The organism is Thermogymnomonas acidicola, assembly GCF_014646795.1.
Taxonomy (GTDB): domain Archaea; phylum Thermoplasmatota; class Thermoplasmata; order Thermoplasmatales; family Thermoplasmataceae; genus Thermogymnomonas; species Thermogymnomonas acidicola.
In genome coordinates, this window is record NZ_BMNY01000002.1 from 24786 (window position 1) to 50292 (window position 25507).

28 protein-coding genes are annotated in these 25507 nt (G+C 60.1%); 19 read left to right on the plus strand and 9 right to left on the minus strand.

Annotation, left to right across the window (positions count from 1 at the left end; genetic code table 11):
* Window positions 1–333: 333 nt before the first annotated feature.
* On the minus strand, window positions 334–951 hold the full coding sequence (locus IEW66_RS06055; RefSeq protein ID WP_188681306.1) for a thiaminase II/PqqC family protein: 618 nt from the start codon (window positions 949–951) through the stop codon (window positions 334–336).
* A 214-nt stretch (window positions 952–1165) separates the two neighbouring features.
* Entirely contained in the window at window positions 1166–2239 is a 1074-nt protein-coding gene (locus IEW66_RS06060) for an alcohol dehydrogenase catalytic domain-containing protein (protein ID WP_188681308.1), read from the minus strand.
* Window positions 2240–2428: 189 nt separating this feature from the next.
* Here IEW66_RS06060 and IEW66_RS06065 point away from each other — a divergent pair, with 189 nt between their 5' ends.
* Entirely contained in the window at window positions 2429–3214 is a 786-nt protein-coding gene (locus IEW66_RS06065; protein WP_188681309.1) for an SDR family oxidoreductase, read from the plus strand.
* Here the strand turns inward: IEW66_RS06065 and IEW66_RS06070 are convergent, their stop codons facing one another.
* Window positions 3215–4663: a 4-hydroxyphenylacetate 3-hydroxylase N-terminal domain-containing protein gene (locus IEW66_RS06070; RefSeq protein WP_188681311.1), complete on the minus strand. Its 1449-nt coding sequence runs from the start codon at window positions 4661–4663 to the stop codon at window positions 3215–3217.
* Between the two features lie 232 nt (window positions 4664–4895).
* On the opposite strand from IEW66_RS06070, the gene IEW66_RS06075 reads away from it, so the two are divergent.
* From IEW66_RS06075 to IEW66_RS06085, 3 genes are read left to right on the plus strand one after another with little or no spacing between them, the layout of a single operon-like run.
* On the plus strand, window positions 4896–5468 hold the full coding sequence (locus tag IEW66_RS06075; RefSeq protein WP_229657527.1) for an acetate uptake transporter family protein: 573 nt from the start codon (window positions 4896–4898) through the stop codon (window positions 5466–5468).
* 41 nt (window positions 5469–5509) lie between these two features.
* A complete protein-coding gene (locus tag IEW66_RS06080; protein WP_188681315.1) occupies window positions 5510–6685 on the plus strand; it encodes a 3-hydroxyacyl-CoA dehydrogenase family protein in 1176 nt (391 codons plus the stop codon).
* Window positions 6685–7467 (plus strand): enoyl-CoA hydratase/isomerase family protein, encoded by a 783-nt coding sequence (locus tag IEW66_RS06085; protein WP_188681317.1) that lies wholly within the window; start codon window positions 6685–6687, stop codon window positions 7465–7467. Before IEW66_RS06080 ends, IEW66_RS06085 begins: the two co-directional genes overlap by 1 nt.
* Here IEW66_RS06085 and IEW66_RS06090 read toward each other — a convergent pair.
* The 4 genes from IEW66_RS06090 to IEW66_RS06105 form a co-directional block, all read right to left on the minus strand.
* Entirely contained in the window at window positions 7458–8459 is a 1002-nt protein-coding gene (locus IEW66_RS06090) for an acyl-CoA dehydrogenase family protein (protein ID WP_188681319.1), read from the minus strand. The two genes, IEW66_RS06085 and IEW66_RS06090, sit on opposite strands and share 10 nt — an antisense overlap.
* On the minus strand, window positions 8449–9573 hold the full coding sequence (locus tag IEW66_RS06095; RefSeq protein WP_188681321.1) for an acyl-CoA dehydrogenase family protein: 1125 nt from the start codon (window positions 9571–9573) through the stop codon (window positions 8449–8451). The genes IEW66_RS06090 and IEW66_RS06095 overlap by 11 nt, the downstream gene beginning before the upstream one ends.
* Window positions 9574–9616: 43 nt before the next feature.
* The gene (locus IEW66_RS06100) at window positions 9617–10384 is read right to left on the minus strand and encodes a glucose 1-dehydrogenase (RefSeq protein ID WP_188681323.1); all 768 of its coding nucleotides are present in this window, start codon (window positions 10382–10384) and stop codon (window positions 9617–9619) included.
* A 70-nt stretch (window positions 10385–10454) separates the two neighbouring features.
* Window positions 10455–11240 carry an SDR family oxidoreductase gene (locus tag IEW66_RS06105; RefSeq protein WP_188681325.1) on the minus strand — a complete coding sequence of 262 codons (786 nt, stop codon included), beginning with the start codon at window positions 11238–11240 and terminating at the stop codon, window positions 10455–10457.
* A gap of 135 nt (window positions 11241–11375) precedes the next feature.
* Between IEW66_RS06105 and IEW66_RS06110 the strand changes: the two genes are divergently transcribed.
* The gene (locus IEW66_RS06110) at window positions 11376–12200 is read left to right on the plus strand and encodes a vWA domain-containing protein (protein ID WP_188681327.1); all 825 of its coding nucleotides are present in this window, start codon (window positions 11376–11378) and stop codon (window positions 12198–12200) included.
* The gene (locus tag IEW66_RS06115) at window positions 12201–12896 is read left to right on the plus strand and encodes a protein phosphatase 2C domain-containing protein (protein ID WP_188681329.1); all 696 of its coding nucleotides are present in this window, start codon (window positions 12201–12203) and stop codon (window positions 12894–12896) included.
* Between the two features lie 3 nt (window positions 12897–12899).
* Here the strand turns inward: IEW66_RS06115 and IEW66_RS06120 are convergent, their stop codons facing one another.
* Window positions 12900–14174, minus strand: a complete 1275-nt coding sequence (locus IEW66_RS06120) for a protein kinase family protein (RefSeq protein ID WP_188681330.1) — start codon at window positions 14172–14174, stop codon at window positions 12900–12902.
* 263 nt (window positions 14175–14437) lie between these two features.
* Here IEW66_RS06120 and IEW66_RS06125 point away from each other — a divergent pair, with 263 nt between their 5' ends.
* On the plus strand, window positions 14438–15031 hold the full coding sequence (locus tag IEW66_RS06125) for an ACT domain-containing protein (protein WP_229657528.1): 594 nt from the start codon (window positions 14438–14440) through the stop codon (window positions 15029–15031).
* On the opposite strand, the gene IEW66_RS06130 is transcribed toward IEW66_RS06125, so the two are convergent.
* Window positions 15028–15705, minus strand: a complete 678-nt coding sequence (locus IEW66_RS06130) for an ACT domain-containing protein (protein ID WP_188681332.1) — start codon at window positions 15703–15705, stop codon at window positions 15028–15030. The two genes, IEW66_RS06125 and IEW66_RS06130, sit on opposite strands and share 4 nt — an antisense overlap.
* Before the next feature lie 74 nt (window positions 15706–15779).
* On the opposite strand from IEW66_RS06130, the gene lysW/argW reads away from it, so the two are divergent.
* From lysW/argW to hisA, 12 genes are all read left to right on the plus strand, one after another.
* On the plus strand, window positions 15780–15953 hold the full coding sequence (gene lysW/argW / locus IEW66_RS06135; protein ID WP_188681333.1) for an alpha-aminoadipate/glutamate carrier protein LysW/ArgW: 174 nt from the start codon (window positions 15780–15782) through the stop codon (window positions 15951–15953).
* A gap of 70 nt (window positions 15954–16023) precedes the next feature.
* Window positions 16024–17076: an N-acetyl-gamma-glutamyl-phosphate reductase gene (gene argC / locus IEW66_RS06140; protein ID WP_229657561.1), complete on the plus strand. Its 1053-nt coding sequence runs from the start codon at window positions 16024–16026 to the stop codon at window positions 17074–17076.
* 5 nt (window positions 17077–17081) lie between these two features.
* Entirely contained in the window at window positions 17082–17879 is a 798-nt protein-coding gene (locus tag IEW66_RS06145) for a [LysW]-aminoadipate/[LysW]-glutamate kinase (RefSeq protein WP_188681335.1), read from the plus strand.
* Window positions 17870–19069 carry an aspartate aminotransferase family protein gene (locus IEW66_RS06150; protein WP_188681337.1) on the plus strand — a complete coding sequence of 400 codons (1200 nt, stop codon included), beginning with the start codon at window positions 17870–17872 and terminating at the stop codon, window positions 19067–19069. Before IEW66_RS06145 ends, IEW66_RS06150 begins: the two co-directional genes overlap by 10 nt.
* Window positions 19066–19914, plus strand: a complete 849-nt coding sequence (lysX, locus tag IEW66_RS06155; protein ID WP_188681339.1) for a lysine biosynthesis protein LysX — start codon at window positions 19066–19068, stop codon at window positions 19912–19914. The genes IEW66_RS06150 and lysX overlap by 4 nt, the downstream gene beginning before the upstream one ends.
* On the plus strand, window positions 19911–20981 hold the full coding sequence (locus IEW66_RS06160; RefSeq protein WP_188681341.1) for a M20/M25/M40 family metallo-hydrolase: 1071 nt from the start codon (window positions 19911–19913) through the stop codon (window positions 20979–20981). Before lysX ends, IEW66_RS06160 begins: the two co-directional genes overlap by 4 nt.
* 143 nt (window positions 20982–21124) lie before the next feature.
* Window positions 21125–22009 (plus strand): ATP phosphoribosyltransferase regulatory subunit, encoded by an 885-nt coding sequence (locus IEW66_RS06165; RefSeq protein WP_306789770.1) that lies wholly within the window; start codon window positions 21125–21127, stop codon window positions 22007–22009.
* The gene (hisG, locus tag IEW66_RS06170) at window positions 22006–22614 is read left to right on the plus strand and encodes an ATP phosphoribosyltransferase (RefSeq protein WP_188681345.1); all 609 of its coding nucleotides are present in this window, start codon (window positions 22006–22008) and stop codon (window positions 22612–22614) included. Before IEW66_RS06165 ends, hisG begins: the two co-directional genes overlap by 4 nt.
* Window positions 22601–23731 carry a histidinol dehydrogenase gene (gene hisD, locus IEW66_RS06175; RefSeq protein WP_188681346.1) on the plus strand — a complete coding sequence of 377 codons (1131 nt, stop codon included), beginning with the start codon at window positions 22601–22603 and terminating at the stop codon, window positions 23729–23731. Before hisG ends, hisD begins: the two co-directional genes overlap by 14 nt.
* Window positions 23728–24258 carry an imidazoleglycerol-phosphate dehydratase gene (locus IEW66_RS06180; RefSeq protein WP_188681348.1) on the plus strand — a complete coding sequence of 177 codons (531 nt, stop codon included), beginning with the start codon at window positions 23728–23730 and terminating at the stop codon, window positions 24256–24258. The genes hisD and IEW66_RS06180 overlap by 4 nt, the downstream gene beginning before the upstream one ends.
* Window positions 24258–24824 (plus strand): imidazole glycerol phosphate synthase subunit HisH, encoded by a 567-nt coding sequence (hisH, locus tag IEW66_RS06185; protein ID WP_229657529.1) that lies wholly within the window; start codon window positions 24258–24260, stop codon window positions 24822–24824. The genes IEW66_RS06180 and hisH overlap by 1 nt, the downstream gene beginning before the upstream one ends.
* Window positions 24821–25507, plus strand: a complete 687-nt coding sequence (hisA, locus tag IEW66_RS06190) for a 1-(5-phosphoribosyl)-5-((5-phosphoribosylamino)methylideneamino)imidazole-4-carboxamide isomerase (RefSeq protein ID WP_188681351.1) — start codon at window positions 24821–24823, stop codon at window positions 25505–25507. Before hisH ends, hisA begins: the two co-directional genes overlap by 4 nt.

The following is a 25507-nucleotide window of genomic DNA, read 5'->3' on the forward strand; positions in this document are numbered from 1 at the left end:
ACCCTGTCACACCCCCATGAGTCCGTCCGTGCCTCCGGCACGCCCCTTGCCCCATACTTTTCCTGTGGTCCCCTGCTGAAGCCGCGCATGTGGCCTGGGTCCCCATGCAACCCGTGCCCTGTTGGACAGGGACATCGGGGCCACCTTCCGGGCCACTGCTGTCAGGTAGTTGCTGTTTCATGGGGTCTGTCTAGAGAGGCCCAGGGGAAAAGGCAAGGGCCGTTACGCACCTCTGCCACCTGTGCCCGTGGGGGCCCTGCAGCATGGCCGGATCGGGGAGAACAGTATGGTCATCCCTGCCGGGAACTCGCGCTACCCGGGTGGGGCAACGGTTCAGTGGGTGTCAGGCCCGTTCAAGCTGTCCCAGAATAGCAGTTCGAACCTGCAGGTTTCCCTGAACACCCCGGCGGCTGTTTTCTGATCTCCCTGCATCCCCTCCACCATTTCCCTGAGGCGCTCAACGTACTCGCAGAATTCCCTTGAAGACCAGTGGGACGAGAGCCTCACAAGTACCGGGTGCTGGGACTTTCCTGAAAGCCACTTCCAGGCCTGGTAGTAGGCCCATTCCTCTGCAAACAGTGCCACAGCCCCGTATACGAAGTCCATGGAGGTGGCCAGGTGGTTCAGGAAGGAGACGTAGGAAACAGTGGCCATTGAAGGCTCACGGCCCAGGTCCACCCCCAGGTCCCTGGAGACCTCCAGGAAGATGGGCACTTCCATTGTGGCGAGGCGGTGCGTGGACTCCAGGAGGAAGTCCAGGTGCCCTTCCGGGGCCCTGCTCGCCAGGGCCAGCATGAACCTGATGGCGCCCCTGACGAAGTGGTAGTCTTCCAGCACCCACGGTCTGAGGGAACCGGGGTCTCCCACGACCTTCACCATGTACGGGTGTGGTACGAACCTGGCCCACACGTCCCTGTTTTCACCGATAAGCCGTTCAGTGTCCACCCTCATATCCGGCCAACACAATAGCGGCGAGGCTTTATACTTTAGTGCCGGGGCCACAGTTTGCACTCCATGGCCCGTGTGGGGGGCCGGAGAGTGCCAGCCGTATGGCAGGGTCCATCAGGATACTCATTGAAGCACCGCAGCCGGGACACAAAGCACGGGCCTGTGACCATCAGAGCATCGCATCACGTTATGGTGGAGGTGTGTCACGGCGGTGCGGTCACGGTGTGACCACCTGCCTGCCAAGCACCTGGCCGCTGTGGAGGGCCTGCAGGCCAGCGTATGCATCGTCCAGGGGCATCCTGGCCGTAACTGGCTTCCTGTAGTCGATCACACCCTTCCTGGCGAGCGCCACCACCTCGTGCTGCTCCGCCAGGGTCCCCACATAGGAGCCGGATATGTTCCTCTCCAGCAGCACCGTGGAACCTGGGGAGATTGTATCCGTCTTCCCGCTGCCCATGAGGCCCACCAGTACGTATATCCCGCCCTTGGCCAGGGCACGTATGTATGTGGATAGCGTGCCGGAACCCACGAGGTCTATGACTGCACGCAGCCCAGACCCGTGGGTCTCGGCCCTGATGCTGGACAGCACGTCGCCGTCGTGGGGCACGATGTGGCTGTCCAGCGGGGTGATACTGGATACGAAGTCGACGGCGCTCTCCTTCATGTCTATGCCGATCAGGTTGGCCTGGGGGCAGAACTTCCTTATGTACTGGGCAGCGTACGCCCCCAGCCCACCGAGGCCTATGACCGCCACGTAGTCGTCCGGGCGGACGTACGGCGCTGCCTTCCTCACCGCCCTGTACGTTGTGAGGCCTCCGCAGGTCAGGGGTGCAGCGGCCGCCAGGTCTGAAATGCCAGATGCATTTATCAGGTACCTGTAGTGGGGTACCAGGTAGTATTCCTGGAAGCCCCCGTCCGTGTGGATGCCTGGGACAAGGGGGGAATCCGAGAGGTTGGTGAGGCCCTCTGCTGTGAACATGTCGTCGTGCTCCCACTGCCACGCGTAGACCAGAACGCCTGTGCCCTCCCTGAAGGCGTCTGGTACCCTTTCCCCTACCCTCTCAACCACGCCCGCGATCTCGTGGGACTGTATGTGCGGGAGCCTCCTGGGGGCCCCGGTCGAGGACCACACGCCCTCCCAGACATGCACGTCGCTGTGGCAAATGCCCGCGCCCACCACCCTTATAAGCACCTGTTCTCCCCTGGGCTCCGGCGTTTCGGCAGTACCGGGGGAGAGGGGCTTCCTGAACTCTGTCAGGTACACTGCCCTGTGCCTTCCTTCGTCTGGCATGTGCATGAATACGCCTCACTCGTTTGTTAGGTTTACCCTCAATAGGAAGACTGCACACATTCCCCATGCGGGGCCGTCCAGGAGCAGCACGGGGGTTTGAGACCACCGGCCATGGCCGGAATAGAAAACGCAGGAACCCCCGATCGCACCAAGGGAAAGTTTTTTGATGTGGTGTGGGACTGAGGCAGTATGTTCGAGATAAGGGGGAAGACCGCTGTGGTTACAGGTTCCGGAAGGGGCATAGGCCGTGACATAGCAGTGCAGCTGGCCAGGCTCGGGGCAAGGGTCGTTGTGAACGTCAAGAAGAGGCAGGAGGACGGAAAGGAGACGCTCAACATGGTGCTGGGCTACAGCGACGGGATCCTGGTACAGGCCGACGTCTCCAGGAGGGACGGGGCCAGGACACTGGTCAGGGAAACACTTGACGCCTTCGGGCAGGTGCACATCCTCGTGAACAACGCAGGGCTCGGCATAGGCGCACCGTTCCTTGATGCGGACGACGCGCTGATAGACAAGATGGTCTCAACCAACCTGATGTCCGCCGTCTACTGCTCGCAGGAGTTCGCCAGGGTCATGCAGCCCGGGGGCTGCATAGTCATGATGGCCTCCATGGCGGGCGTGAGGCCAATGTCCATGCTCTCGCTCTACGGCATATCCAAGGCCGCGGTGATAAAGCTGGCGGAGTACCTTGCGCTCGAGCTCGCGCCGAAGAGGATCAGGGTGAACGCCGTGGCGCCCTCGGTCGTGAGGACGAAGATGGGGGAGAGCCTGATAGAGTTCCTCGGCCTCGACGATGAAGAATACGGCATGAAGCACACGCTCACGGGGAGGATGATAACGGTGGAAGAGGTCACCGATGCTGTGCTGTTCCTGATCCGGTCGGAGAGCATTACAGGCCATACCCTCATGATCGATTCCGGCCAGGCCCTCATGAGCGAGCTGAGCCTCGCCAGGCTGGGGGCCGGCCAGGAGTGATCAGATCTCTCTATCGATACCTGCAGCGAACCTGGCGAGTCTCTTGCTGTCCGTGTAGTCGTAGGACCTGAAGAGCTCCAGGACGCTCGCCTCTATCGATCCCTCCGCGTGGATCATGGCGGCCGTGTAGAGGGCGCCGAACGATGACAGTATCTCCCTGGTCAGGGCGATGAGCCGTGCCCTCTCCATGGGGTCAGAGCCCTTCCTGCCCTTCAAGTACTTTGCAACCAGTTCCCCCAGTTCACCTGAGAAGTCCTGGGATGAAGGCATGGTGGAGGCCAGCCCTCCAGCGACGTCCACAAGCGCCTTAACCATGTCAAGGTAGCCTGTGTTCGCAACCAGCTTGCCGACGTTGGTGAACACCGTGTCGGGTATTGCTATGCCGGTCTCCCTGTCCACCCTGCAGTTCACAGCTGCTGCTATGGCGGTGGCCCTTAGGAGCTCCTTGTACCTTATGGCCTCCACCACATCCCTCCTTATGTGGGACCTGTCGTCCACGCCGTTGTACTCGGCCAGCAGCTTGGCCAGGCCGGTGAACAGGTCACCTATGCCTGCCCTGTATGATATCGCCGTGAACCTGTGGAACGTGGGGAACATGAGGGAGAGCGCGCTGGCGGCCCTCCATTCGCCCGCTAGGAAGACCCTGTCCCAGGGGACAAAGACATCGTCGAATACCGTAAGCGATTCCGTCTCAATGTTCTCCCGGCCCAGTACGAACCAGGGGTCTGTGAGCGCGGCCTCCGCAGCGGGCTCGGGCTTTGCCACCATCTTCAGCCCGGGCGCGTTCGCCGGCACGGCGAAGGCCACAGCATAGTCGGAGTCCTCCTGCGACATGGCCCTGGTGGGCAGCACTATTATCTCGTTCGATACCGGGGCCTGCGTTGTGTGCGACTTCGCACCCCTTACGACTATGCCGTCGCTCCTCCTCTCCACTATCCTCACGTACATGTCAGGGTCTTCCTGCTCGTGGGGCCTCAGCAGCCTGTCACCCTTCACGTCCGTCTGCGCCACCGCGATTGCGGGGTCCGTGTCTAGGACGTGGGAATAGTACCTCTGGACCCTGCTGCTGTAGTCCGTTCCGGCCTCCCTGTCAACCGCCTTCGATACTATCATGAGGGCGAAGAGCGCGTCGCTGCCTATTGCCTTGATTATGTTGAAGGTACCCCGGCCCATCCTCGTTGTCCTGTAGACGAGTTCGAACCTCTCCATCAGGTCCTGGCTGCTCCTGGGCACGGTGAAGAACCTGCTTACCTCCCCGTGCTCTCTGTCCTGTGCAACCGTCAGTGCCCTCGTCTCCGGGGACGCCTGCCACCGGTAGACCAGTGACGCGTGCCTCACAGCGGCTGACAACACCTGGTGCGATGTTATGTCCTCCACCTTCTTCCCCCTGTAGTACACGGAGCGCCCGTCCCTGAGGCTGCTCATGTATTCACTATCGGTCCTGAGCATGGCACATCCATGTTCCCATGGGATCGGACGTTAATAATGGTTGTATGCAGTGCAACGTCCGGGAACCCCCCGGTCATGCCTCCCCCTGCAGGCCCATGCGTCCCGGCAGGTCCAGCTGCAGTAAAATGTTTGTATTCAAATTCGAATTATAATTGAAAAATGTAGAACGCTAATAATTTTGTTAAGGAAACAATTAAATATATGGAATAACCTGTTTTCTCGGGTGCAAAAGTTGCCAGAGGAGAACAGGTCATGGGTATCGGTCGTGGCGCTCGCCAACACAGGCTTCGGCTTCACACTGTTCCTTGATGGCTTCATATACACGGGCCTGGTGCCGGAGGCCCAGGCACTGGGAATGCTTGTGTTCAGCCTGATATTCATGATAGGCCTTGGCTACTTCATTGCGGGCGTGATCGAACTGAGGCTCGGCATGCACAACACCGGCTATGTGGTTATGGCGTACAGCGTCTTCGGCTTCGTCATAGGGTCGATATACCTTTTCTCGTACGGCCTGAAGCTCTTCTACCCACCGTCGCCAACGGTGATGCTTGCCTTCTGGATCTTCTGGATATTCGTTTCCGCTCTGTCCGGCGTCATACTCAGGCCGCTTGGAAGGATAGTCTCCATTAACCTCTACTGGCTCGCCGTGACCTTCGCCCTCTTCGCGGCTGCCGGCTACGGGAACCCAGTAGTCGAGCTTGTGACCGGAATAGTGGCATTCGCACAGGGGATACTGAACTGGTACATTGTGGCGGGCGTGGTCGTGAACACGACTTACGGAAAGATGCTGGTGCCGATGAGGTAAGTACATAAAATAAATAAATATCATTTTCTCAATGTAAGCGCATGGCCTCCAGGGTATCCGTCATCGGGTTCGGCACCATGGGCTCCGGAATAGCAGAGGTATTCGCACTCAGGGGCATGGACGTACGCGTGTACGAGGTGTCGGACGCTGTCTTCGGACAGAACGTTAAGGCGGTCAGGTCGAGCGTTGAGAGGCTCAGGCAGAGGGGCATAACTGCCGAGGGGCCAGACGACGTCCTGGGCAGGATCAGGAGGGCCGGCAGCATCGAAGAGTGCGTCAGGGACAGCGAGGTTGTGGTCGAAGCGGTCAACGAGGACGCAGCGCTGAAGCGTGATGTATTCAGGAAGGTCTCCATGGCGGCACCAGGTGGTGCAGTCCTCTCCACGAACACGAGCTCCATATCCATAACGTACATACAGAGAGCGGCCGAGAGGCCGGAAAGGGTCGCAGGCCTGCACTGGTTCAACCCCCCGGTCCTCATGCGGCTGGTCGAGGTGGTCAGGGGCGACCTCACCTCGGACAGCACTGTCGAAGCATTAGAAGCATTAGGCAGGGAGGTGGGGAAGGAGGTCGTGGTGTGCAGGAGGGACATAAGGGGCTTCATTGGCAACAGGATCATAAGGGCCATGAAGTACCACTGCACTCTCCTGGTGAGGAGTGCAAGGTACACCGTGAGGCAGATCGATGCCTCACTGGTGCACGGCATAGGCATGCCGCTGGGCATATTCGCGCTCACAGATTTCACGGGCGGGCTGGTGCTTGAGAGCCAGGAGAGCAGGACATACGCGGAGATCGTCAGGGAGGTTCCGGGGTATGAACCTTCCCTGGGGTACCACAGAATGTTCATGCACTACCTCTCCCTGGTTGCACCTATGGTGCAGGAGGGGCGGACAGGGTACAGGCAGGGCCGGGGCTTCTATGATTACCCGGGCCCGGGGGTATGGGAGAGGCCTGAACTCCGGCCCGAGGAGGCGGAGGGTGTTGAGGAAGTCCATATCCTGGCTCCGGTCTACAACCAGGCGGAACACATGGTGCGCCACGGGGTCTGCAACGAGGGAGACATCGAGAGGGCGCTCAGGTACGGGTTCAACGTGTCCCGGCCACTGATGCCGTATGTGAGGGAGAGGTTCGGGGAGTGGGCCGTGGAAAGCACCCTCAGGGAGTTCTCTGATACCTACAGTATGGTGCAACCGTTCTACTCGAGGGGTGAGTGGTGATGGATAGCGTACTCTTCTCAAAGGAAGGGCAGCTGGCCAGGATAGTTCTGAACAGGCCAGAGAAGCTCAATGCCATCAGTGTGGAGATGCGGCACGCCATGATGAGGATGCTGGATGAGGCTGAGGGTGACAGTGAGGTCAGGGCCCTGTCCATATCTGGGAACGGCAAGGCGTTTTCTGCAGGGGCAGACGTCTCAGACCTGCATGGCATAGCCTCTAAGAAAAGCCTGGAGGAGAGGGAACAGGCCTCCAGGGGCGACACGATCACGGACCTGGGCATGAGGATAAGGTCACTGGACATCCCGGTGATAGCGGAGGTGCACGGCTACTGCCTGGGTGGCGGGTTCGAGCTCGTCCAGTTCTGTGACATGGTCTACTGCACCGAGGACGCTGTGTTCGGGCAGCCAGAGGTAAGGATAGGCATCATACCCGGGGGCGGTGGCACGCAGAACCTCCCGAGGATCGCGGGGCAGAGGGCAGCGAGGGAGATGGTGTTCACCGCCAGGAGGATCGGTGCCCAGGAGGCCCTGCGCCTGGGCGTCGTGAACAGGGTGTTCGGGGGCCAGGATGAGATGCACAGGTACGTCATGGACACTGTGAGCGAAATATCGCAGGCGCCGAGGGTCACCATAGCGTATGCCAAGAGGGCCATGAACGCAACGCTCAGCACGCCCATCCAGGACGGCCTGGCGTTCGAGAGGCACCTGGTCAAGGCGCTCTTCGGGTCTCCGGAGACGGAGAGGCTGATGTCCGCCTTCCTCTCAAGGCAGGGTCACAGGTAGCCGGACCTGCGGCCGAAGATGGCGGTGGACGCGACCTCCAAATCCAGGTCAGGCCTGACAAGGAGGGCCTCCAGGGCGATCACGTCCCTGTAGAACCTCTCCACGCCGGTCTGCTGGAAGTACCCGTAGCCCCCGTGGGCCTGCAGAGCCAGGTCCGTGGCCTCCCTTGATACAGTGAGTGCTGCGTGCTTGAACGCGGCCTGCCTTGCTGGGTCCACTGACCTTATGGTGGGCAGCATATCGGTCAAGAGGGCAACAGTGCCGGAGAGGAGTGCCAGGCGCCCGCCGATCACGCCCAGGTCGCTGAGGCTCTGGCCGAACGCCTTCCTGCTTGACGCGTATTCAACAGCCCTGCCCAGGGCGGCACCGGCCATGCCCAGGGCCATGGCCCCTATCTCGGGGCCCAGGCGTGACAGGAACATGGGCGAGCCACCGCTGTTTCCGAACTCATGTACGGATAGCACCTCCACCACCTCAATGTCACCGGTGCCAAGTGCCCTGAGCCCCAGCGGGACTTTCGTCCCCATGTCCCTGCGCACACCCTCAAGGAGGAATGCCCTCTCCCTGCGTATCGCGATGAATTGCCGGGAACCTGGACCGACGACACCCTGGAGCAGAGAGCCCCGCTCCACGGTGTCCCCGGATGAGGCGTCTATGTGCAGGCCGGGCGGCCGCAAGCCACCAGGGCCGGTCTTCACCCTGTCCCAGGCGCTCTCGAAGAGGGGCAGCATGGAGCAGAGAGCCACTGTCTGGAGGGCAAGGGAAGGGCTACGCGCTGCTGTGTCATGGATCACGTACAGGTAAGCTTCGTCTCCCAGGCCAGGCCCACCAAGCCTCTCTGGCAGGCCGCAGGTCAGGAAGCCCATCTCGGTGAACTGTCTGATGAAGCCCTCCTGGAACCCGGATTCTTCGGATTCCTCCAGGTCCGCCGCGTGCCCATCGAGGAACTCCCTGAGGGAGTTCCTCACCATCTCCACCTCCTCAGATGGCATCGAAGTCGAGACCTCCCCTGAGGACTTCCCTGGCAATGACGAGGTCCTCTATCTCGCTCGTGCCCTCCCATATGGGCATTATGCGTGCGTCCCTCAGGAACCTCTCCGCCCTTCCGCTTATGCCCGACTGGCCCAGGTACCGTACGACCTCACTGGACACCTGGACCGCCACCTCGCTGGCGAACTTCTTGGCCATGCTGGAGAGTGCCGGGTTTGCCCTGCCGTCCTGGGCCTCCTCAGCTGCCCTGTACGTTATCGCCCTTGCCAGGGACACCCTGGTGAAGAGGGAGGAGAGCAGTGACATGCCGTGGCCCTTCCTCATGTGCTCCAGGCGGCCACCACGCACCTCTCCGACAAGTATGTCCATGGCCCCCTCGGCTATCCCGAGGGACATTGCGGCCACGTTTATCCTTGACCTGTTGAAGAACTCCATGACATGGTAGAATCCCATGCCCACCTGCCCGAGCACGTTCTCCTCGGGCACCCTGCACCCGTCCAGGACGACCTCCGTGGTAACCGAGGGCCTCACACCCATCTTGCCCCTGAGCCTCGTCGCCTCCAGACCCGCTGTGCCCCTGTCGACTATGAAGAGCGTGAGGCCCCTGTGCCTCTTCTCCTCCACCGATGTCCTGGCCAGGACGATGAGGTAGTCTGCCACGGAACCGTTAGTGATGAACATCTTCCTCCCGTTCAGCACATAGAATCCGCCCTCCTTCCTTGCCTCAGTCCTCACCGATGCAACGTCACTGCCCCCGCCGGGCTCCGTGACGGCAAGGGCGGAAATGGCCTCTCCCCTCACTGACCTGTCAAGGTACTCCCTCTTCTGCCGCTCGTTCCCGAACATTGCCACCAGCTCTGAACCGAAGAGGGGCTGCTCCACAGCGGTCAGGCCAAGGCCCGGGTTCACTTTGCAGACCTCCTCAATCACGGCAACCCTTGTCATGACGCTCCCGGTCAGGTAGTGGAGGAGCGGCCTTGCGGCCCTGCGTATTTCCTCCGGGTATGCCCCTTCGTCCTCATAGGCCTCAGTACCTGGGCCTGTGAGCTCACGGAGGGCAAAGGCCCTGGCCTCCTCCCTGGCCCTCAGGATTTCTGGTCCGTTCCACCTGCCCATGTTACCACCCCATCAAGGATCCTGGATGCGACCCCGTGGGACGTCAGACGCTGTGGCTCAGGTTGTCCACACGCCCGCCGTCGACAACGATTACCTGGCCGTTCATGTAGGACGAGGCACCGGAGGCCAGGAAGAGGACAACGCTGGCAATGTCCTCCGGCCTGCCAGTCCTGCGCAGTGTGGTCCTGGAACGGAAGTGTTCCCTCGTGGCCTCAACCTCTTCTTGGCTCCTGCCACCTACGGTCATGTCAGTCTCCACCCAGCCAGGTGCTATGCAGTTGACCCTCACGCCTGTGCCCGAGAGGTCGAAGGCTAGCCTCTTGGTGAACGCGATCACGGCTGCCTTGGTCATGGCGTAGAAAGTTGTCCCCGGCGCAGCCGTGCCTATCCCGGCATTGGAGGCTATGTTCACAACGCAACCTTCGCTTGACCTGAGGTCGTCCAGGAACTCAAGCACTGTGTATACGGGCCCCATCATGTTGACGCCCACCATCCTCCACATGAGCTTGTCATCGTAGTGCTCCAGGTCCATTGGGTAGAGCACGCCGGCGTTGTTCACCAGTATGCTTACCTTGCCCAAGTCGCGGTGTATCTCCTCCGCCATCCTGTGCACATCTTCCCTCTTCGATACATCAGCGTGGTATGCCCTGCCCCCGACTCTCTCCGCGGTCTCCACGGCACCCTCCCGGTCCCTGCTGTAGTTCACAGCGACCCTTGCCCCAGCTGCGGCCAGCGCCTCGGCCACTGCCCTGCCGATGCCCCTGCCGGAGCCGGTAACCAGGGCGACCCTGCCATCCAGGATACCAGGCATGCCTTTTAATACGTTCACAACTAGATACGGTTTTCCATGCCCCTGGACGCCGTGGGCGTGGGTGCACCGCTCAGACGTGAGACCTGAGCGTTCCGCCATCGACAACTATGAACTCCCCGTTTATGTAAGATGCCGCTGGCGAACACACGAACGCCACTACCCGGGCCACCTCCTCCGGCGTTGCTATCCTGCCCACAGGTATCTCCCTCTCGATGTCCCTGGTTATTGCCTCGACCGGTATGGACAGCCTCTTCGACCGGTACTGGAGGAGCTGGGACTGCCTGTTCGTCATCACGTAGCCCGGCCCGATGCCGTTCACCCTTATTCCCCTGGGCCCGAGCTCGAAGGCCAGGGTCTTTGTGAGGCCTGCTATGGCTGGCCTCATGGCATTGGAGATCGCAAGGTTGGGCAGGAACTCCTTGGACGACCTGGACATCATGTTCACTATGCACGAGCCAGGCCCCATGAGGGGCAAGGATGACCGGACGAGCCGGACAACGCCCATGAAGAGCGAGTTGAACGATGCGACCCACTGCTCGTCGGTTATGTCCAGAAACTGGCCCGCGGGCGGGCCACCGGTGTTCGTGACCAGGATGTCAATGCTCCCGAGCCTTGAGGAGAACTCTGCCACGAGAGAGGATATCGAGGTCGCGTCTCCGGTGTCCACGGTGGCCGGTATCACTTCCACAGAGTGCCTTGAGGATATCTCCGACGCTGCCCTAGTTATGCGTTCCCTGTCCCTCGACGCCACCATGACCGTGCAGCCCTCGGATGCGAGGACGTCCGCAATGGAGAAGCCAATGCCATCGCTGGCGCCTGTGACCAGGGCCTTCTTACCCCTGAGCCCGAGGTCCATGGCCTGCCATTGCTAAGTGGTATTTTACAGGATCTGGGAGGGTGAACGATTGCGATCTCATTAACTGCATTCACTTGTCCCGGGAAGGCCCCGGCAGATGCCAAATTTTATTATCACCCGCAGGCTGTATGACCGATGTCATACACAGCCGAGATCAGCAGGAGGAACCCCGGGCTTTTCATATTCCTCCTTGACCAGTCAAGGTCAATGAGCCACAGGATCGCAGGCGGAAAGAGGTCCAAGGCAGAGGAGGCCACCGATGCCATAAACAGGCAGATCTACGAGCTGGTGAACAGGTGCACTAAGTCCGATGGCATCCGTGATTACTTCGAGGTTGGCATTATAGGCTACGGCTTCAGGAAGGGGGAGGCTGCATCGTTACTGGTCAACAGGAACCTGGTGCCCATATCGGAGATGGACTCCCTGATCCTAAGGATGGAGACCAGGAAGCAGGTGATAGACGGGGAGGAGGTTGACTTCGAGTTCCCCATCTGGTTCGAGCCCGTGGCTGCCAGCGACACGCCCATGGTCAGGGCACTGTCACTAGCGGAGGAGTGGGCCAGCGCCTGGGCATCGGAACACCAGTCCAGCTTCCCACCGGTCATAATAAACATAAGCGACGGCGATTCCACTGACGGCGACCCGGTGCCAGTGGCGGAGAGGATCATGGGCATAAGTACCGATGACGGGAACGCGATGATATGGAACTGCCACCTCTCTGAAACGAAGACCGACCCGGTCTCGTTCCCCTCAGACCCCGGGCAGCTCCCACCTGACAAGTACGCGAGGCAGATGTTCTCCATGTCCTCCCTTATACCGGAGAGCATGGTGGCCATAGCCAGGGAGGAGTACAGGGACGTCAGCGAGGGGGCCAGAGCCTACGTGTTCAACGCGCAGCTGGAGGACCTGATCAAACTGTTGGACATAGGCACCAGGGCCATAACGAACCAAATGAGGTAGATGCAGGCAATACGAGGGAGCGTCCCCAAGGCGGGCAACAGGCCCGAGGAGAACGAGGACGCCTGGGCCTGTGCCGGGGACAGGGGTATGTTCTCTGTCTCCGACGGGGCCAGCGAGTCCATATTCTCCGGCCTCTGGGCCAGGATACTGGTCGAGAGGGCCGTGTCGCTCAGCCCCCAGTTCGTTACGGTGCGTTCCGTGCTGGATGCCATGGTGGACAGGGCCAGGGATGCCTGGTACTCTGGCATTAACTGGGAGGGGCTGAAGTGGAATGTGAAGAACAAGGCGACCAGGGGGTCTCATGCCACGCTCCTGATCGTCCATGTCGGCGAGACCGTTGTGTCCTCCGCTGTGGGCGATTCCTGCCTCTTCATAAGGAAGGGGCAGCAGCTGGTATCGTTCCCGATAAGGCATGTGAATGAGTTCGGCATAACGCCTAGCCTTGTGTGGAGCGGCTACGGGGCGCCGCTGAGGAAGAGGGTGAGCACCAGGAATCCGTGGAAGGTCTTCAGTTACACCGGCCCATATGACGAGGTTCTTCTTGCCACTGACGCCCTCTCGGCCTGGGTCATGTCAGAGGGCGCAGGGGCAATGGAGAGGCTCAGGAGCGAGGAGCCGGAGACGCTGCTGCCGTCCCTCCAGAGGGAGGGCTCGGTTAGGAACGATGACCTCACCTTCATCCTTGTCAGGAGATAGGGCTCACCTGTAGGCTTCCCTGACCTTCTGCGGGCTGCCGCCGGCCCAGTCCGGGTCCTCGTCCAGGAACTTCACCAGGAACTGGGTCAGCTTCTTCACCTTCCCGCCCATGGAGATGAGCCTGGATATGAGTTCGGATTCTCCAGGTGCCGTGAAGTCCCTGGAGGTGAAAAGGAGCCTGTCAGCATCGCCGTCGTTGTAGTCCCATAGACTAGGGTCTTTTGCCACAGCGATGAGGGAGAGGAGGATCACGAGGCTGGAGAAGCCATCGATCCTCTCGTTATATTCGTACCTCCTCCTGGGGTGCTGGAAGTTCTCATGGCCCATCTCGGGGGCCTTCTTGCCCCTGAAGGCAGGCACGTACATGCCGTCGTAGTCTATGAAGTACATCTTTCCATCGGACACAAGGATGTTGTCGCCGGACAGGTCGCCGTGCGCTATGCCGTTCCTCTGGAGGGCATACACCTGGTCTATGAACGTCCTTGCGGCAGATTCCAGCACCCTTGGCTTCCCCAGGTTCTGCTCTATGAACCTGTTCAGGTTGATGCCCTCTATCCATGACATCCTCAGGGCAGGATAGTAAGTTTCGGGCCTGCTCATGACCCTGATGGCCTCCTGGAGGTAGTGGAACTCCACCAGGAAAGGCAGTTCCCTGGAACGCAGGTACCTGCTTACCTCCCTGTACCGCACGTTCAGTTCTCCGCTGGCCCTGGTGAAGCACTTGAGGGCGTAGTACCTGCCGGACACATCGATCTTGAAGACAACGCCGAAGTTCCCGGAGCCGTGGATGTAGCTGCTGTACCTGACATTCGGGTTCTTCACCGGCGTACCGGAACGGAGGTCCTGGTACCTGCTGTTTATAGAGAACCCGGGCTTCTGTATTGCCTGCGCGTACTGCGATGAGGTGGGCCACTGGGTTGGAAGGGGCTTCAGGGGCTCTTCCTCGGCCTCGGCACTGCCAGGTGCTGCCTCTCCCTTCTCCCTTGCAATGAAGGTGAATGCCCTGTGCCTCTCACTGCCATCCCTGTATGTGATGGATATCTCAACTGCGTACTCCCCAACCTTCCTGGCCACCACGGGGATGTAGAAGACGCCGGGGCCCAGCATCCTCATCTCCCTCTCCCTGGCGGACGTGGGGCCGCTGATCCTTGCAGTTGCCTCCTTTACCTCCCTCCCGGGGGATGCCCTCACAACTATGACGTTCTTCTCGCCCCTCGCCACCTCGTCCTCCCCGTCCACCCTGACGGACCTCTTACCCCCTGTGATGCTTTTCCTCATCAGGAAATCCCTCAGGCCCATTGCCAAAGACCGCAGTGGCTTGTAGGTGTAAAGTATACATAATAGTTCTGACCTCCTGTGCACCACCGTATCTGGGCCATGCGGGCAGGCAGCCCTGGCCTCCCATGCTCTTTCGCATACGCACTTGTCCAGGCTGTAGTGTGGGTGTACCCTCCACCCGGTAAATATTCTCAGGAGCAGGCATTCTTTAAAATTGGTGAAGTGCTCGAAAAATTTAATATTATTCTTATCAATTATGATAAGTGGAAGACAGGCAGGAGCGGGGAAAGCTGGAGCAGATGGTCAGGAACTACCTCATGCTCTACCCGGACATCTACTCCTCACTGAGGAGCGGGATAGTGAACATAAGCAGCCTGGCCAGGGACATACATGACAAGTTCCCAGAGTACAGCATATCATCCATAAGGTACACGCTGAACAAGATATCATCCGAGACTGCTGAGAAGGGCACTTCCAGAGGCTACCTTGAGGAACTCCTCGGCAGGAGCAAGATCACCCTGCAGGACAAGATTGCTGTCGTAACCACATCAAGGCCAATAAACGTCAAGTACCTCTCCGCCACCTACCTCCAGGACTCCATAGTTTACATAGTGGACGAGCTCAGGGTGGGAAAGATAGAGGTGGGCACATCAGGCCAGGTGGAGAGGGACGTGAGTGCAATACATATCCTGTCGCCCAAGGAGATAGAGAGGGTGCCGGGTTTCGTCATGAGGATAACGGAGAGGCTCTTCTCCGCCGGGATAAACATACTGCAGCTCATTTCCTGCTCAAACGAGACCATAATCGTGGTGAGGAGGAGCGACGGCATAAGGGCCTACGAGGCCCTCACCCTCTAGTCGAACCTCCTGATCCTGGCGTTCTCCATCAGGTCGCTGAGGGCCTGGAATGCCCTGGGGGCCTGCGATGCTTTCAGTAGGACCAGGGTGTCGGTGTAGCTGTTCGTCGCCTCCTCTATGTTCACGCCTGCCATGGCAAGCTTCTCGTACAGGTATGCGAGGAAACCCTCTGTTTCGATGAGCTCCTCGGGCCCCCTTATGACTATGAGCGACAGATCCTCTGCAATGTGTACCGCTTTCCTCTCCAGGTCCTTCCTGAACTCCCCGATGACCTGAGCCTCCGCTATGACCGTGACGTAGTTTGGGCTCGTTGTTACGTATATGTTGTATATCTTGTTCCCCGAGAGGATGTCTCCGAGTATCTGGAGGGCACTCTCCGTGCCCAGGACTACCTTCACCACACCGCCGTAGAGCGATAGGTTGGAGTGTGCCAGGACGTTCATTATCCTGTTCTCGGCCCTGGGCAGGGAGGCCCTCTTCCTCTTGAGCGCGGAGAGGATGGCCTGCTCGGTCACCTCCGAGTTCAGCCTGTCCCTGACGATTGGCCTTATCATCCTGGCCACCTGGCTGAGGTTCGCGTAGCCCCTCTTGAGCGCGTTCGCTAGGAATATGTCGTTTTCGACCACCTCACTGACCATGGACTGTACGCTCCGCTCCCTGGCCTGATCCGTCATGCTGTGACCGATATTGGTCAAAAACTATTTATACTGAGCGGTCATACATCGACACTCATTGACAGGGTGTTGGAATGAAGACGGAGTGCAGCATGTGCGGTGGTTTAATCGAGGTACCGGATGACTGCTTGAAGGGCGAGCTTGTGAGCTGCCCAGACTGCGGCACTGACTATGAGGTCGTGGGCGTGGGCGGCGGGCAGGTCACGCTGCAGGCCGCGGAGGACGTTAAGGAAGACTGGGGAGAATAAAATCAGAATTATTTGTAATTAATCCGAGAGAATTGATATTTTTGACAACTATCTTTTCAGAGTGATAGAAATGGTGAGCGTTGGAGTTGTAGGTGCCTCTGGCTACGTTGGCGGAGAGATACTCAGGCTCCTCCTGCAGCACGGAGGGGTCGACGTAACCCTCGCCACCAGCAGGACCATGAAGGGAGAATACGTTTTCAAGGCCCACCCTAACCTCAAGGGCTTCACGGAGCTCAAGTTCACAGACGATGACCCGGTGACCGCGGCATCAAAGGTGGACCTACTCTTCCTCTCCGTGCCACACGGCTCTTCCGTGAAGGTCACGCCGGAGATAGTGGAGATGGGCACCAGGCTCATAGACATGACCGGCGACTTCAGGCTCAAAGATCCGTCCCTCTACCCCATCTGGTACGGGTTCGAGCACCCTGCACCCGACCTCCTGCCGAGGTTCGTCTACGGGCTCCCTGAGACCCACAGGGAGGAGATAAGGAATGCCAGGTTTGTGGCCAACCCTGGCTGCATAGCATCCTCCACCATATACTCCCTCCTGCCCTTCGCCAGGTCGGGCATGATCAACGACGTCACTGTCGTCGACGCGAAGACAGGGTCGTCGGCCTCAGGGAATGCGGCGAACAGGGCTTCGGTGTACTCGGAACGTTACAACTCCATCAGGCCATACAGGGCTGCAGGCCACAGGCACACGGCGGAGATCGAGCAGGAACTCTCGCAGCACGCGGGGAGGAAGGTGAAGGTGGCCCTCTCCGCGCACGCGGTGAACATGGTGAGGGGCATACAGACCACATCTTCTGTCTTCACGGACAGGGAGGTGGCAGAGGTGGACGTGTGGAAGATCATGAGGCAGACCTACCGCGGGGAGCCCTTCGTACGCTTCATCAGGGACAGGGACGGAGTATACAGGCTCCCAGACCCCAAGATCACGGTGGGCTCAAACTTCGTGGACATAGGCTTCGAGATAGACAGGCACACGGGCAGGGTTGTCGTCATATCGACAATAGACAACCTTATCAAGGGAGCTGCAGGGAACTCGGTGCACTCCATGAACCTGATGCTGGGCTTCCCCGAGACACAGGGGCTGAGCACGATCCCGCTTCATCCGGCCTGATTGATATGATAGTGGTGAAACTGGGTGGGAGCCTCCTTTCCTCGGAGGCCTGGAAGCAGGTGGTGAGGGAGGCAGCCTCCATGGGAACAGTCATACTGGTGCACGGAGGGGGCCACAGGGTTAACAGCCTGGGCCAGAGGTACGGCGTGGAGCAGAAGTTCGTAACTTCTCCTGAGGGCTACAGGAGCAGGTACACCGACTGGGAGACCATGGAGTTCTTCAGCATGGTCATGCGTGGTCTGGTTGCAATGGACATCCTCAGGGAGATGCGCGCCTGCGGCAGGGACGCCATATCCCTCACTGGCCTGGACATGGGCCTCATAAGGGGAGAGAGGAAGAAGAGGCTAGTCGTGCTGAACGAGAGGGGGCGCAGGATGGTGATAGACGGGGGGTTCACGGGGAGGCCAACGCACCTGCGGGCAGACGTCCTCACCGGGATAATGTCGTCAGGTGCGGTGCCTGTGATCGCGCCGATAATATGTGGGGAGGAGAACGAGCCGCTGAACGTTGACGGAGACAGACTCGCCGCTTTCATAGCGTCCAGGATGCGTGCGGACGCTCTTGTCCTCCTTACGAACGTGCCTGGCGTTGTTCTGGACGGCCAGGTGCTGAACAAAATCGACAGGTCGAACTACGATGCGGTGCTCCAGAGGGTCGGGAACGGCATGGACAAGAAGCTCATGGCGGCCAGGGAGGCAGTCGAGGGGGGTGCCAGATTGGCTGTGATCGCGCAGGGGAGCTCTGAGAATGCCATCTCCAGGGCCATATCTGGGGCATCGGGGACGGTGGTCACATGGACGTGAGGGAAACGGAAGAGGAGCTGATGGTCCATTCATACCAGAGGTTCGGGCTCGTCATCTCCAGGGGCAGCGGTGACAGGCTCTACGATCCATCTGGAAAGGAGTATGTGGACCTGATGAGCGGCTACGGGGTGGCAATACTTGGCCACGGCAACAGGGGGGTCCTCGAGGCCCTGGAGAGGCAGTTCATGGAGATGGACATAGCCCACGCCTCTCTCTACACGCCGGCGAGGGCGCAGTTCCTCAGGGAGTTCTCGTCCATCCTGCCATGGAAGTCATCCATGACTTACCTGGGGAACAGCGGCACCGAGGCTGTGGAGGCCGCGATGAAGGTCGCCTTCAAGTACACGAAGAGGAGGAAGTTCATCGCAATGGAGAGGTCATACCACGGGAAGACTATGGGCTCTGTATCCCTGACACACTCGCAGAAGTACAGGAAGTCCTTTAGCGGGCTCCTGTACCCGGAAGTCACGTTCGTGCCATTCGGGGACGCGGAGGCCCTGCGCAGGGTCCCGGACCTGGACAGCTACGCCGCTGTGTTTGTGGAGCCAGTGCAGGGAGAGGGCGGCGTGAACATACCTCCAGGGGAGTACCTGAAGGAGGTAAGGGAGGTATGCGATGACAACGGCATCCTCATGGTGACGGATGAGGTCCAGTCAGGCATGGGCAGGACTGGCAAGTGGTGGGCGCACCAGCACTTCGGCATCGTCCCGGACATCCTGACTGCGGGAAAGGGCATAGGCGGCGGCATACCCATGTCCGCAACATCCGGCAGGAAGGAGTTCATGGAGGTGCTCGAGGTTGGGGAGCAGTCGTCCACCACGGGCGGCAACCCGCTTGCCTGCGCTGCGGGCACAGAGGTCATAAGGCAGCTGAAGGGCGGGTTGCTTGAGCGCGTTGACAGCATTGGGAGGGTACTCAGGGATTCGCTCACGGAAACCGTGGGTGACCACAGGCTCGTAAAAGAGGTCAGGGGCATGGGCCTCATGAACGCCGTGGAGCTCAGAATACGCTTCCTTCCGGTCCTCATGTCCATGATAGACGGGGGTGCAATACCCCTCTACTCCGGGATAAACACAATCAGGCTTCTGCCGCCATATGTGATAACAAGGGAGTCCGTAGAGATCGCAGCTTCCGCCATGGAGGGCGCGCTGGAGAGGCAGGTGGCCAGTGCAAGGGAGGGTGGCGCGTGACGCAGGTGTCAATAGTCTACGACCTTGTCAGGTGGGAGGAGAAGGCCCTGATGAAGGCCGCCCAGGACAGGGGCCTCACCGTGAGGATGATCGATTCCTCAGACATCGTAATGGACCTGAACGGAAAGGTACCGGAGGAGTTCGGTGACGTGACGCTGCAGCGTTCTGTCAGTTATTACCGGGGGCTGCACATAACCGCCTACCTGGAGTACCTGGGCCACCCCGTTGTGAACGACCTGAACAGCACACTGATAAGCGGCAACAAGATGCTCTCCTCACTTGCCTTCGTGAAGAACCGGGTGCCGACACCGCACACGGTTGTGGCCTTATCCACTGAGAAAGCAATGGAGGCATTCTCAGGCATACTTGGTGGCAGGGCCGTGATAAAGCCCGTGACCGGTAGCTGGGGCAGGATGGTGGCACTCCTCAGGGACAGGGATGCTGCGGAAGCCGTCCTGGAGGACAGGGAACACATGTATCCCCTGTACTCCGTCTCATACCTCCAGGAGTTCGTCGAGAAGCCAGGGAGGGACATCAGGGTGTTCGTTGCAGGAGACCGTGCCCTGGCCGCAATATACAGGTACGGGGGAGACCAGTGGAGGACCAACACTGCACGTGGTGGGAGGGCGGAGAAGTGCCCGATAGACAGCGAGCTGGAGGATGTGGCCGTGAGGGCCGCAAGGGCAGTGGGCCCCGGGGTGTACGGTGTGGATGTGATGGAATCGAAGGACGGCTACCTCGTCCACGAGATCAACGGCACCACGGAGTTCAAGAACACGGTGGCCCAGACAGGCGTCGACATACCAGGGGCCATCGTGGACTACGCCCTGAGTGTGATAAAATGAACGTCTCCCGGGCCCTTCTGGAACTCCTGGAGCACTATTCGCCGAGCGGCAGGGAGGAGGGCGTTGCCAGGGTCGTTGAGAGGCTGGCCAGTGAGGCTGGGTACAGCCAGGTTCGTGTGGATGCAACTGGCAACGTCATAGCGGAGGCCGGCTCGGGGAGGCCCAGCGTTCTGCTCTGCGGCCACATGGACACCGTGGCAGGCTTCATTGAGCCCAGGGTGGATGGCGACCGAATATTCGGGAGGGGAGCGGTGGACGCCAAGTCACCTCTACTGGCCCTCCTGCTCGGCGGCGCCATGGCACACAGGTCTGGCTTCCCTGGGAAGGTGGTGTTCGCGGGCGCTGTTGGCGAGGAGAGCAGGAGCAAGGGCATATACAGCATATCCAGGGAGCTCCAGGCGACGGACTTCGCTGTGTTCGGCGAACCCAGCAACACCAAGGACATCACCGTTGGGTACAAGGGCAGGCTCCTCGTTTCGGTTTCTGTGGACACAGAGGCGCACCACGCAAGTGCACCATGGCTGGGCAGGAACGCTGTTGACGTCGTTTATGATATCCTGGGAAGGCTGAGGGGCGAGTTCGGGAACGGCTCACAGTTCAGGGACACCTCATGCTCCGTTACAAGGCTGAGTGCGGGCACCGCGCACAACGTCACGCCCTCCAGCGCGAGGATGCTACTGGACTTGAGGTTCCCGCCATCGGTCACCGCGGCGGAGGCCATGGAGAGGCTCAGGGGCGTGCTTGGCGGCGACGGTAGCCTGAGGGTGAGGAAGCTCTCCTCTGTGGAAGCCTATGTCTCCGACATGAAGTCGCCCCTGGTCGCGAGCTTCAGGAGGGCCATTGAAAGTGTCACGGGCTCAAGGCCGTCTCTCCTGTTCAAGAGCGGGAGCGGGGACATGAACATCCTGGGCAGGCTCTGGGGGATCCCGTGCATAACATACGGTCCAGGCGACCCGCAGATGTCACACACCCGGCTGGAGTGGGTGAGTGCAGGTGACGTGGAGAAGGCCGCTTCGGTCACGGCGGAGGCCCTCCTTGGCCTTGGCAATGTGTCCAGGGGTGATTGATGCCATACCGGTCCGTATACGTGGGCTTCCATGGCACAACCTTAAATAGGGGTGGTATGATACGCTCTATCACATGAACGCTTACGACGGTCGTGAGATGACTCCTGCAAAGGACAGGAGTCGGTGCCTTCATCAGTGATGGCCTGGAGCGCAGGGACACAAGATCTCTTCTACCAAAGGTCGCTGAGAGGCTGAGGCTCACATTCTCGCTGTGGGGCTATGAGGAGGCCTTCCTGCCGAAGGTGCAGAGGTACGATGGCCTGCTCGCCGATGGCATACGCCTTGTGTACGGCAACGAGTTCTACGTTGCCGGGCCAGACCTGACTTCGCAGATAGCGGTGAACTGGAGGCGGGACACCTGGAGCAGGAGGCTGTACTACATTTCCCAGGTCCTGAGGTCCGGCCCTGAGGGCCAGTGGCAGGCTGGCGCTGAGGTCGTGCGCGGCGATCCCCTGGATGACACGGTTGAGGCCATATCCCTGATGATATCTTGCCTCGAATCCCTGGGCATAGGGGACTTCTCCATCGACGTGGGTGACATGTCTGTGATAAAGGAGGCAGTGCCGGAGTCACTTTGGGAGCAGGTCAGGTCCGCGTTCCTGAGGAGGAGTCCTGGTGTCCTGCGGCAGGTACCACTCGACGACAGGTCGAGGGCAAAGCTGCTGGAATTCCTGGGTTCCAGGGGAGAGAGCATGGGCATCCCGTCCCTGGAGTACATTAGGGAGAAGGTGGGGGACAGCAGGCTCACCTTTGACATGTGCACCGTGAACCCGGAACCTTACTATAGCGGGATCGTCTTTGAGGTCTACTCTCCCAGGAGCGGTGTCCTCCTTGGCAGGGGTGGAAGGTACTCCATAGGCAGCTTCTCAGGCTCAGGCTTCGCCCTGGACATGGAGGCAATCGCCTCGCTCTACGACAACAGGAGGGGCGTGGAGAGGAGAGTGATCACGCGGTCAGACATAGGCCGGGCCATGGTGGAGGCCAGGCGTATGGTCAGCATGGGCATACCTGTGGAGGTGGTGCCGTGATCTTCGTGATCCCCAAGGGCCGGCTGATGGGGCCCTCCCTGCAGGTGCTCAGGCTATCGGGTGTGGAAGTCCCGGACACTGCGGGCAGGTCACTGGCCCTCAGGTCTGGGGGCAACACCTTCCTGATATCCAGGGCGGCGGACGTTCCGGGCTACGTGGAGGCAGGGGCGGAAATAGGCATAACGGGGAGCGATGTGGTCGAGGAGAGCGGGAATGACGTGCTGGTCCCCCTGGACCTCCCGTTCGGCAGGTGCAGGCTCAGCATAGCCGCACCGCCTGGCTTCAGGGGCCTGAGGGACGGAGTCAGGATAGCGTCCAGGTACACGAACATAGCCTCAAGGCTGCTCTCCAGCAGGCGCGTGAGCGGTTCCGTGCTCAAGCTCTCCGGCTCTGTGGAGCTGGCCGCGGTCACTGGCATGGCCGATGCGATCCTTGATATAGTTGAGACTGGCAGGACACTGGAACAGAACGGCCTGCTGGAGTACGAGAAGGTGATGGACGTGCGTGCCCAGGTGGTTGTGAACAGGGTCTCGTGGAAGACGAAGTACAGGGAGATGAGGGCCCTTATCTCGAGGATGGAGGCGGCATGCAATGGGGGGTATTGAGAGTTACGTTGCCGGTATCCTTGAGGATATAAGGGCCCACGGGCTGGAAGCGCTGAGGCGCTACTCACAGGAGTTCGACGGCTTCGGTGGCCCCTTCCGTGTACCGGAGGACGAGGTCGAGGGTTCAGGGCAGTTGCTCCCCCAGGGTGTCAGGGAGTCGATAGAGAGGGTGGTGGAGAGGGTCACGGAACACCACAGGCTGCAGGTGAGGGGGAACGAGCTCTATGTTAAAGACGGCTCACTCTACGGCATACTCAGGAGGCCCATCAGGAGGATAGGCATATACGTGCCCGGGGGCAAGCCCCTCCCCTCTTCACTGATAATGGCAGCAGTGCCCGCCAGGGTGGCCGGGGTTGAGGAGATCGCCGTGTGCACGCCACCGAAGTCAGGCAGGGTTGCAGCGGAGATACTGTATGTGGCTAAGGTCCTGGGCATAAGGGAGGTGTACAGGATAGGAGGTGTGCAGGCCATAGCTGCCATGGCCTTCGGTGTTGGCATGGAGAGGGTCGACAAGATATTCGGTCCAGGGAATAGGTACGTAAATGAAGCGAAGAGGCAGGTCTTCGGGCAGGTGGGCATAGACGGCCTCGCAGGCCCATCGGAGGTCTTCGTTGTATCCGATGGGAGCCAGCCCCCCGAACTGGTCCTTGCCGACCTGGAATCGCAGCTGGAGCACGGGCCAGATTCGAAGGCATGGCTATGCACCACGTCCGCCAGGGAGGCCATGTCGCTCAACGGGGGCAGGATAGAGGTCATGCTCGCCGGTAGCGTGGAGGAGTGCATAGACAGGGCCAACGAGATTGCACCTGAGCACCTGGAGATACTGTGCGCTGAGCCCCTCAGGTACCTGGAAAGGGTGAAGAACGCAGGTGCGGTCTACATGGGGCCCTTCACACCTGTGCCGGCGGGTGACTACTTCCTCGGCGTCAACCATGTCCTCCCAACGGGCGGCACGGTCAGGTTCGGCTCAGCGCTAACTGTGGAGGACTTTGTCAGGCGCATCTCGTTTGCGCACGTGTCCAGGGGTGACTTTCAGTCCGGTGTCGGGAGCGGCATAACCCTGGCCAGGGCTGAGGGCATGGAGGGGCATGCAAGGTCTCTGGAGGCGAGGCTGTGAGGAGGCAGACCAGGGAGACCGATGTTTACGTTGAGGTCTCCACAGGGCCTGGGAGCACCGAGGTCGCCACCGGTGACAGCGTCTTCGACCACATGCTGAGGACTCTCTACTTCCACGCGAGGTTCTCGGGCACTGTGAGGGCCACCTGGGACCTCAGGCACCACCTCTGGGAGGACGTGGGCATCACCATGGGGCAGGAGCTCAGGCGGTTCAGGGAGAACTGTGCGAGGTTCCACTCCACCATCGTGCCAATGGACGAGTCGCTGGTCCTGTGTTCCGTGGACGTCTCAAGGGCCTTCCTCAGCTTTGATATGGATGTCAGGGAAGCGGAGGGCTTCGACCCGATGCTGGTCCGTGAGTTCATGTGGGCCCTCTGCAGGGAGCTCGGCCTCACGCTCCACATCGTCGGCATGAGGGTGGGGAACACACACCACGCCGTGGAAGCATCGTTCAAGGCCCTTGGCATGTGCCTTGGCAGTGCGCTCAGGCCCTCTGACAGGACCGAGAGCACGAAGGGGTCACTATGATGGGCGTTGTTGACCTAGGTCTTGGGAACATGAGCAACGTGCTCAGGGCCGTGAGGGGCACCGCAGTGAGGGATGTCTACGGTGTCGAAAGGGCGAGTGCACTCATCATACCTGGCGTCGGTTCTTTCAGCGCGGCCATGCCGACGCTGGAAACGGTGAGGGAAGCGATCATTGGCAGGGTGAGGGAGGGCATACCCGTGCTGGGGATATGCCTGGGCCTGCAGCTCCTCTACGAGGGAAGCGAGGAGGGACCTGGCCGCGGCCTGAGCATATTCAGGGGCACCGTGAAGCGCTTCTCAGGAGTCCGGGTGCCCCACATAGGCTGGAACCAGGTGGAGCCGTCAGGAGAATCTGTGCTTCTGAAGGGCATAAGGCGTGGGGAGTTCTTCTACTTCGTGCACTCCTATTACGCCCCGGTATCGGAGTTCACAAGGGGCTTGACGGATTACGGGGGTGCCTTCTCTTCTGTGGTCGAGAAGGGCAACGTTTTCGGGGTGCAGTTCCATCCAGAGAAGTCTGGCCAGGCAGGGGCCAGGGTGCTAAGGAACTTCGGGGTGATGGCATGAGGTTCAGGGTATTTCCAGCAGTTGACATACTCAACGGCAGGGCGGTGAGGCTGTACCGGGGCATGAGGGAGAGGGCCACGGACTACGGCGACCCCGTGGAGGTGGCGGAGAGGTTTGCATCGGTAACCGGCACGCTCCACATCATCGACCTTGACGGTGCATTCACAGGCTCGCCTAAGAACATGGCAGTCGTGAAGAGGATCGTTGACAGGACAGGTGCCTACGTGCAGGTGGGAGGTGGATTCCGGAGGATGGAGGCGATAGAGGAAGCATATTCCACAGGCGTCCGCTCGGTTATACTGGGCACAGCTGCACAGGACCTCGATTTTGTCAGGGAGGTCGTCAGGCTCTTCCCGGATACGGCTGTCAGCCTGGACTCCAGGGGCGGCCTCATGGCCACCAACGGCTGGACCCGCGTCTCAGGGCGGCATGTGTCCTCGGGCTACTCTGCCATGAAAGGCCTGGTGAGGAGGTTCATATACACGTCCGTGGACAGGGACGGCACCATGGCCGGTGTGGAAACGGTCGAGAGGTTCTGGGCAGACGAGGACTTCATTTACGCGGGCGGGGTGACAACCGCTGACGACGTCCTGAGGCTCATCAGGTCAGGCTTCACTGGCTGCATAATAGGGAAGGCTCTTTACGAGGGCACGGTTGACCTGAAGTCCCTGGGGGGCCTGTGA